Genomic DNA, 7449 nt, shown 5'->3' with positions numbered 1-7449 from the left:
ACCCCCCGTCAACCGCTGGGAACGCCGCGACCCCATCGCCGCCGCCCGCCTCACCACCGCCCGCAACGCCATGGGCGAACTCTCCACCGAGCATTCGATACCGGTAGAGAACCTGCTCTCCCCCGATCTGGTGCGTCGCCTGTGCTGGGACGGGCTCCCCGACTACAAGAACGTCGGCACCCCCGAAGAGCTTTCCGCCGCGATCGAGGAGTTCCTGCGTGCGGGTGGGGCACGACCGTGGCAACGAACCCTCGCCGTCCCGGCGCTGACCAAGGCCCTCACCCCCAAACTCGGGTAGCTCAGTTCGTCGGACGCAGCCGTGAAGCGCCCGAGCCACGGGGGACGGATAGTCCACAAAGCTGCCACGAACGCCGCGAGAGCTTCCAGGAACCGTGGCTTCGGATATCCGACATTGTGAACAAATTTGTGCCAAATGCTCCATGAGCATTGTCATTTCAATTCTCGATCAAACGTAATGCACTGTGGGAAAAACGGGTCGACGGGGGACTTGTTCGCCGTTAGCGTCGGGTGTCGGCTGTCGAGAGGAATCGTTGTGTTCGAAGAGGCTATCGCCGCCAATCGCGCGAATTGGGATGAGCGGGCCGACGTGCATGTTCGGTCGCGGATGTATGACGTGGATGCGTATGTCGCAGATTCGGGGCGGATCTCGTCGGTGGTGCGCAACGACCTGGCTGTGCTTGCGCCGCATCTGCCGGAGTCCGGGATCGTGGGGCGGTCGCTGTTGCATCTGCAGTGTCATATCGGGATCGATACCCTGTCGTGGGTGCGGCTCGGTGCGGTGGATGTGCACGGGCTCGATCTGTCGCCGAATTCGTTGCGGCATGCGGAGCGGATCGCGCGAGACGCGGGGTGTGGCATCACCTGGGTCGAAGGGGATGCGCGGTGTGCTTCGGAGCTGGTCGGCCGGCGCTTCGACACCGTGGTGACGAGTGCGGGAACCATTGTGTGGTTGCCGGAGCTCTCGGCTTGGGCGCGGTCGATCCACGATCTGCTGAAGCCTGATGGGGTGTTCTTGATCCGGGACGATCATCCGATTCTCGGAGCGATGGGGTTCCAGCCGTGGGAGATCTCCGACGACTACCTCGGTGGGGGCGGGACAAGGACGTACACGGATTCGGGCACTTACACCGAGGACTCCGCCGGGCAGATCGCCCACACCACCAATCACGAATGGCGACACGATCTCGGCGAAGTCGTGGGAGCACTGCTCGACGCGGGGCTGGCTGTCGAGGCGGTGCGGGAGCTGCCCTATATGGACTGGCCCGCCTTCCCGGAACTCGTTGCTTGCGAACAGGGTTGGGGATTGCCGCCCGGACGGCCGCGAATTCCGTTGAACTTCGCGGTCGTCGCCAGGCGGAGAGGTTAATGGGCGCCGAGCCAGGCGGAGATGCGCTGGGTGATGGCTTCGGGGGTGAGGCCTAGGTCTTCGAGGATCTCGGGGCGGGAGGCGTGGTCGAGGAACTGCTGGGGGACGCCGAGATCGCGGGTGGGGACGTCGAGGCCCGCGGCGCGGAGGCGGGCGGAGAGGGTGGAGCCGATGCCGCCGTGCAGGCCGCCGTCTTCGAGTGTGACGACCAGGCGGTAGTTCTCGGCGAGTTTGACCAGGGTGTCGGAGATCGGAAGGACCCAGCGCGGGTCGACCACGGTCACCGAGATGCCCTGCGGGGCAAGGTGTTCGGCGACCTGCATGGCGGTGTCGGCGAAGGGGCCGACGGCGACGAGCAGGACGTCACCGTGCTGGGACTGCACCGTGCCCGCGCCGGGCACGGCCAGGCGGAGGATGTCGAGGCCGTCGAGGCGTTCGACGGCGGTGATGTCTTCGGCGACAGTGCCTTTCGGGAAACGCAGCACGGTGGGGCCGTCGGTGACGGCGAGCGCCTCGGCCAGTTCCTCACGCAGGGTGGCGCCGTCGCGGGGCGCGGCTACGCGGATGCCGGGGATGATGCCGAGCAGCGAGAAGTCCCACATGCCGTTGTGGCTGGCGCCGTCGGGTCCGGTGATGCCCGCGCGGTCCAGGACGACGGTGACGGGCTGTTTCAGCAGCGCCACATCCATCAACAGCTGATCGAACGCGCGGTTGAGGAACGTGGCGTAGATGGCGACCACGGGGTGCATGCCGCCGAGTGCCAGGCCGGCGGCGGAGGTCATCGCGTGCTGTTCGGCGATGCCGACATCGAACATGCGCTCGGGGAAGCGTTCACCGAACGCGGCCAGACCGGTGGGGCCGGGCATGGCGGCGGTGATGGCGACGATGTCGTCGCGGCGCGCGGCGTGCTCGATGAGCTCCTCGGAGAATACCGCCGTCCAGCCCTTGGCCTTCTTGCCCGCCAGGGGGCGGCCGGTGAGCGGGTCGATGGGGTCGCAGGCGTGCATCTGGTCGGCGACATGGTTTTCGGCGTGCTCGTAGCCGTTGCCCTTGCGGGTCACCGCGTGGACCACGACGGGGCCGCCGAAGTCCTTGGCGCGGCGCATGGCCGCCTCGAGCGCGACCAGGTCGTGGCCGTCGACGGGGCCGACGTACTTCATGCCGAGGTCGCCGAACAGTTCCTGCGGGCTCACGGCGTCTTTGATCCCGGCCTTGAGCGCGTGCACCATCGAGTAGGCCGAATCTCCCACGGCCGGAATGCTTTTCAGCAGACGTTTCCCGGTGTCGAGGACATGCTCGTAGGCCGGCTGGGTGCGCAGGGCGGTGAGCCGGTCGGCGAGGCCACCGATGGTCGGGGCATAGGAGCGGCCGTTGTCGTTGACGACGACCACCACCGGGCGGTCGGCACCGGCGATGTTGTTGAGCGCCTCCCAGCACATGCCGCCGGTGAGCGCGCCGTCACCGACGACGGCGACCACGGTGCGGTTCTGGTCGGTGAGCGAGAACGCCTTGGCCAGGCCGTCGGCGTAGGACAGGGCGGCCGAGGCGTGCGAGGACTCCACCCAGTCGTGTTCGCTCTCGGCGCGGCTCGGGTAGCCGGACAGGCCGTCGCGCATGCGCAGCGTGTCGAAGCGGTCCTTGCGGCCGGTGAGGATCTTGTGCACGTAGGCCTGGTGGCCGGTGTCGAAGATCAACGGGTCGGCCGGGGAATCGAAGACCCGGTGCAGGGCGATGGTCAGCTCGACCACACCGAGGTTGGGACCGAGATGACCACCGGTGGCGGCGACCTTCGCCACGAGGAACTCGCGGATCTCGTCCGCCAGTTCCCGCAGCTGCGGCACGCTCAGCCGGCGCAGATCTTCGGGTGAATCCACCCGCGACAGCACTCCCACCTGAACTCGCTCCCTCCGGACTTCCGATTGATCCGCCCAGTGTATTTGGCCGGGCCGCGGGCGAAAGCCCCCGACCGGTGTCGCGCACTGTCCGACGGTAGCCGGGACGGCCCGCCGACCAGCGGGCGCACCCCCGGCTGACGGGCGCGAGGTGTGAGCACAATCTCCCCGCGCGTCCGCCCGGGAACCGTTGTCAATGCCCCCTACAGTGACGCTGTGGCCGAACCGAACAGGATCGATCCCGGGGTGGTCGCGGGCATCCTCGACGAGGTGTACGCGGCCTGCCGAGACGACACCTCCGGCGCGCCCGCCGACTACATCCCTGAACTCGCCGCCGTCGCACCGGACTCGTTCGGGCTGTGCCTCGCCACCGCCGACGGACTGGTCTACCGGGTCGGCGACACCGATGTCGGATTCACCATCCAGTCGATCTCCAAGCCGTTCACCTACGCGCTCGCCCTGGCCGACCGAGGGCTCGACGAAGTCGCCCGCCACATCGACGTGGAACCCTCGGGCGAACCGTTCAACGAGATCGCGCTCGAACCCGACACCCAGCGCCCGAGCAACCCGATGATCAACTCCGGGGCGATCACCGCCGCCTCGCTGATCCACGGTCCCGACGAGTTCGAACGGGTGCGGGACTGCTACTCGCGCTTCGCCGGACGCGAGCTGGGGGTGAACGACGCTGTGTACCAGTCGGAATCGCGCACCGGGTACCGCAACCGGGCGATCGGGTACATGCTGCGTTCGGTGGGGATCATCGACGTGGACCCCGACGCCGTCGTCGACCGCTACTTCCGCCAGTGCTCGATCGAGGTGACGTGTGCCGACCTGGCGGTGATGGCGGCGACGCTGGCCGACAACGGCGTGAACCCGGCCACCCACGAGCGGGCGCTGTCGACGGCGCTGACCGAACGGGTGCTGAGTGTGATGACCACCTGCGGCATGTACAACGCGGCGGGCGACTGGGTGACCACCGTGGGCCTGCCTGCCAAGAGCGGGGTGGGCGGCGGGATCATCGCGGTGCTGCCGGGGCAGCTCGGCATCTCGGTGTACTCGCCGCGCCTGGACGGTCAGGGCAACAGTGTGCGCGGGGTGGCGGCGTGCCGGGAGCTGTCGCGACGGCTCGAACTGCACTTCTGTCACGTGACCCGGTCCGCGCGCACCGCCATCCGCGCCGAGCACTCGGTGTCGGAACTGCCCTCCCGGATGCGCCGCTCCCCCGACGACGCCGCCGTGCTCGCCGCGCACGGTGACCGCGCCCGCGTCTACGAACTGCACGGCGACCTGCTGTTCTCCGGCGCCGAACGGGGGGTCCGGGCCATCGAGGCCGCCTCGGGCGAGCTTGACGCGCTGGCGATCGACCTGCGCCGGGTAGGTGAGGTGAGCGTGGTGGCACGCGGGATGCTCGACGCGTTGCAAGCCGAGCTCGTACCGGCCGGTGTGCGGGTGGCGCTGGTCGATCCCGATGCCAAGCTCGGCCACGACATGTCGAGCCTGCGGCCCGACGATCCGCGCGGGCGGGTGTTCATCGATCGTGACACCGCCACCGAATGGTGCGAGGACATCGTGCTCGCGCGGCACCGTCCGCCGGGAACACACTCCACCTCGATCACCCTCGACGAGCACCCGCTGCTGGCCGAGCTCGATCCCGACGACCGCGCCCGGCTGGCCGCCGATTTCAGCGAGCGAACCTTCGCCAGGGGCGAGACGATCGCCGAACGCGGCGACCAGCGCTCGGGGCTGTATCTGATCCTGGACGGGCGGGTGCGGCTCACCTTCCCCGGCACCGACGGGCGAATCCACCGGTTGGTGACCTTGTCGGCGGGGATGTCGTTCGGCGAGATACCGATGCTGGTGGGCAAACCGTTCGTCAACGCGGTGATCGCCGAAACCCAGGTCCGGGTGGCGGTACTGAGCCCGGCGGTGTTCGACTCGCTCACCGAGGTGCGTCCGAAGCTCAAACTCGCCCTGCTGCAACGCCTCGCGGCCGGCGCGTACGCGCAGATGGAAGCCACGGTCCGCACCATCTCCGGCAGTCACTGACCGGACCCGGAACCCTCCGGCGATGCGAGACGTTGGGCTGCACAACAGCCCTCGACCGACAGGAGCAGCGGTGAGCGAACGATCCCCTCAGCCGAGCACCACCACCTTCGGACGCGGCACTGTGCGCGCGATCCCCGACCTCATCCGCGTCACCCTGACGGTGGAATCGCGGGCCGCCACGGTAGCGGGCGCCTACGACCGGGCGGGTCAGCGGGTGAACGCGGTGGTCGCGGCATTGCGCACGGCCGGGGTGCGCGACAGCGACATGGCGACCAGCGGTCTCAGCGTGCGCACCGAGACCGTCTACACCGACAACGGACGCAACGAGATCGTCGGCTACCTCGCGTCCACGGGACTCAGCATCGCGCTGCGCGAGGGCAGCGGCGCCGAACCCGCCGAGACCGTGGCCGCCGCGGTGAACGCGGGCGGCGACGACGTACGCCTCGGCGGACTCACCCGCGGCATCGCCGACCCCGCGCCGCTGCTGGTCCAGGCCCGCGACGCCGCCTACGACGACGCGCTCGCCAAGGCCGAGCAGTACGCGGCGCGCGCGGGTGTGCGCCTGGGTGCGGTGCTACAGATCACCGAGGACACCTCACCCACACCCCGCGCCTACGACGTGAGCGCCGAGATGGATTCACCGATCATGTTCGCGCGCAGCAGTTCTCCGGTGCCGGTCGTCCCCGGCGAGACCGAGGTCGGCGCGAATGTGCGGGTGACCTGGGCGCTGGAATAGCCGCGGTGGAACCCGGGGTGCGATCTCTCAGCGGTCGAGCAGCGCGACGCATTCCACGTGGTGGGTCACCGGGAAGGCATCGAAGGCCCGCAACTCGGCCAGGTGGTAGCCCGCGTCGAGATACAAACCGAGGTCGCGCGCGAAAGCGGCTGGGTCACAACCGATGTGGATGATTCGGCGTGGGTCGGCGTCGGTGACGGCGGCCACCACCTCCTTGCCCGCACCCGCGCGAGGCGGGTCGAGGACGACCACATCGGGGGTGGTCGTGGCCTCGCGCGCCCAGCGTTCGACCCGGCCCGCGTGCAACTGCACCCACGGCAGGTCACGCAGCGCGGCCGTACCGTCGGCGACGGCGGACCGAGCCGATTCCACGGCCGACACCGCACCCGTCTGCCCGGTCTGCTCCCCCAGCCGCGCGGCGAAGACACCGACACCGCTGTAGAGATCCCAGCCCGAACCGCCCGGTTCCAGCCCCGACCATTCGGCGACCAGATCCGAATAGCGTTGCGCCGCACCATGATGCGCCTGCCAGAAACCGGTGGCCGACAGTTCCCAGCGACGGCCCGCCACATACTCGACGGCCCGGCCGCTGCCCGCCATCACCCATTCCTCGCGCGGCGCGTTGGTCGCCGACTTGCGGGCGGCGGCCCGGTCGCGCACCGCACCGCGTTCGTCGGCGGCGGGGCGACCCGATTCGCGGTGCCGCGCGGGTCGCTGCCCACGCCCCCGGGTACCGCCGCGCGGGGTGGCAGGGCGGGTGCCCGCACGGTCCGCCTCGGCGGCCGGAGCCAGTTCGACGATATGACGGACGCCGTCACCGTCCACGGCGACCACCAGATCGGCGCCCGGCGTCCAGGACCGCTCGGCCACACCGTCGAGTGCGCCCGCCACCGGCTGTGGGCAGCGCAGATCCGGGATCACCTCGGTGCTGCGGTACCGGTGCACGCCCGCGCGACCGGCCGCGTCGACCACCAGGCGCACCCGGGTGCGCCAGCCGCCGACGACCTCGTCACCGATCGGTTCGACCTCGACCTCACGCTCGACCCCGGCCAGCCTGCGCAACTGCTCGGCCACCACGGTCGCCTTGAGCGCGCGCTGCGCGGCGGGGGTGGCGAAGGAGAAATCACAGCACCCCGCCCCACCCGGCCCCGAAACCGGACAGGTCGTGGGCACCCGGTCCGCGGAGGCCTCGATGATCTCCACCGCGTCGGCGCGGCAGAACGAACCACCACGATCCTCGGTGACCCGGGCGCGCACCAGCTCACCGGGCAGACCGTGCCGCACGAAGACCACTCGGCCCTCGTGGCGGCCCACGCAGAACCCGCCGTGTCCGGGCGCACCGAGGCGCACCTCGAATTCCTGTCCGCGCCAATCACTCACAGCCACAC

The 7449-nt window shown here is 69.6% G+C and carries 5 protein-coding genes and 1 pseudogene; 4 read left to right on the top strand and 2 right to left on the bottom strand.

The window, feature by feature from the left end:
* A pseudogene (locus HYG95_RS06210) lies at window positions 1–298 on the top strand (ribonuclease D); the annotation flags it as partial.
* Between the two features lie 135 nt (window positions 299–433).
* A complete protein-coding gene (locus HYG95_RS06205) occupies window positions 434–1387 on the top strand; it encodes a bifunctional 2-polyprenyl-6-hydroxyphenol methylase/3-demethylubiquinol 3-O-methyltransferase UbiG (protein WP_255495011.1) in 954 nt (317 codons plus the stop codon).
* On the opposite strand, the gene dxs is transcribed toward HYG95_RS06205, so the two are convergent.
* On the bottom strand, window positions 1384–3279 hold the full coding sequence (dxs, locus tag HYG95_RS06200) for a 1-deoxy-D-xylulose-5-phosphate synthase (RefSeq protein WP_181697008.1): 1896 nt from the start codon (window positions 3277–3279) through the stop codon (window positions 1384–1386). The two genes, HYG95_RS06205 and dxs, sit on opposite strands and share 4 nt — an antisense overlap.
* Before the next feature lie 216 nt (window positions 3280–3495).
* On the opposite strand from dxs, the gene glsA reads away from it, so the two are divergent.
* Both glsA and HYG95_RS06190 read left to right on the top strand, forming a co-directional pair.
* A complete protein-coding gene (glsA, locus tag HYG95_RS06195) occupies window positions 3496–5325 on the top strand; it encodes a glutaminase A (protein ID WP_181697007.1) in 1830 nt (609 codons plus the stop codon).
* Between the two features lie 70 nt (window positions 5326–5395).
* Window positions 5396–6061: an SIMPL domain-containing protein gene (locus HYG95_RS06190; RefSeq protein WP_181697006.1), complete on the top strand. Its 666-nt coding sequence runs from the start codon at window positions 5396–5398 to the stop codon at window positions 6059–6061.
* A 27-nt stretch (window positions 6062–6088) separates the two neighbouring features.
* Here the strand turns inward: HYG95_RS06190 and HYG95_RS06185 are convergent, their stop codons facing one another.
* Window positions 6089–7441 (bottom strand): class I SAM-dependent RNA methyltransferase, encoded by a 1353-nt coding sequence (locus HYG95_RS06185; RefSeq protein ID WP_181697041.1) that lies wholly within the window; start codon window positions 7439–7441, stop codon window positions 6089–6091.
* Window positions 7442–7449 lie beyond the last annotated feature (8 nt).

Source organism: Nocardia sp. GTS18, assembly GCF_013839555.1.
GTDB lineage: Bacteria > Actinomycetota > Actinomycetes > Mycobacteriales > Mycobacteriaceae > Nocardia > Nocardia rosealba.
This window is presented reverse-complemented; position numbering and strand designations above follow the sequence as displayed.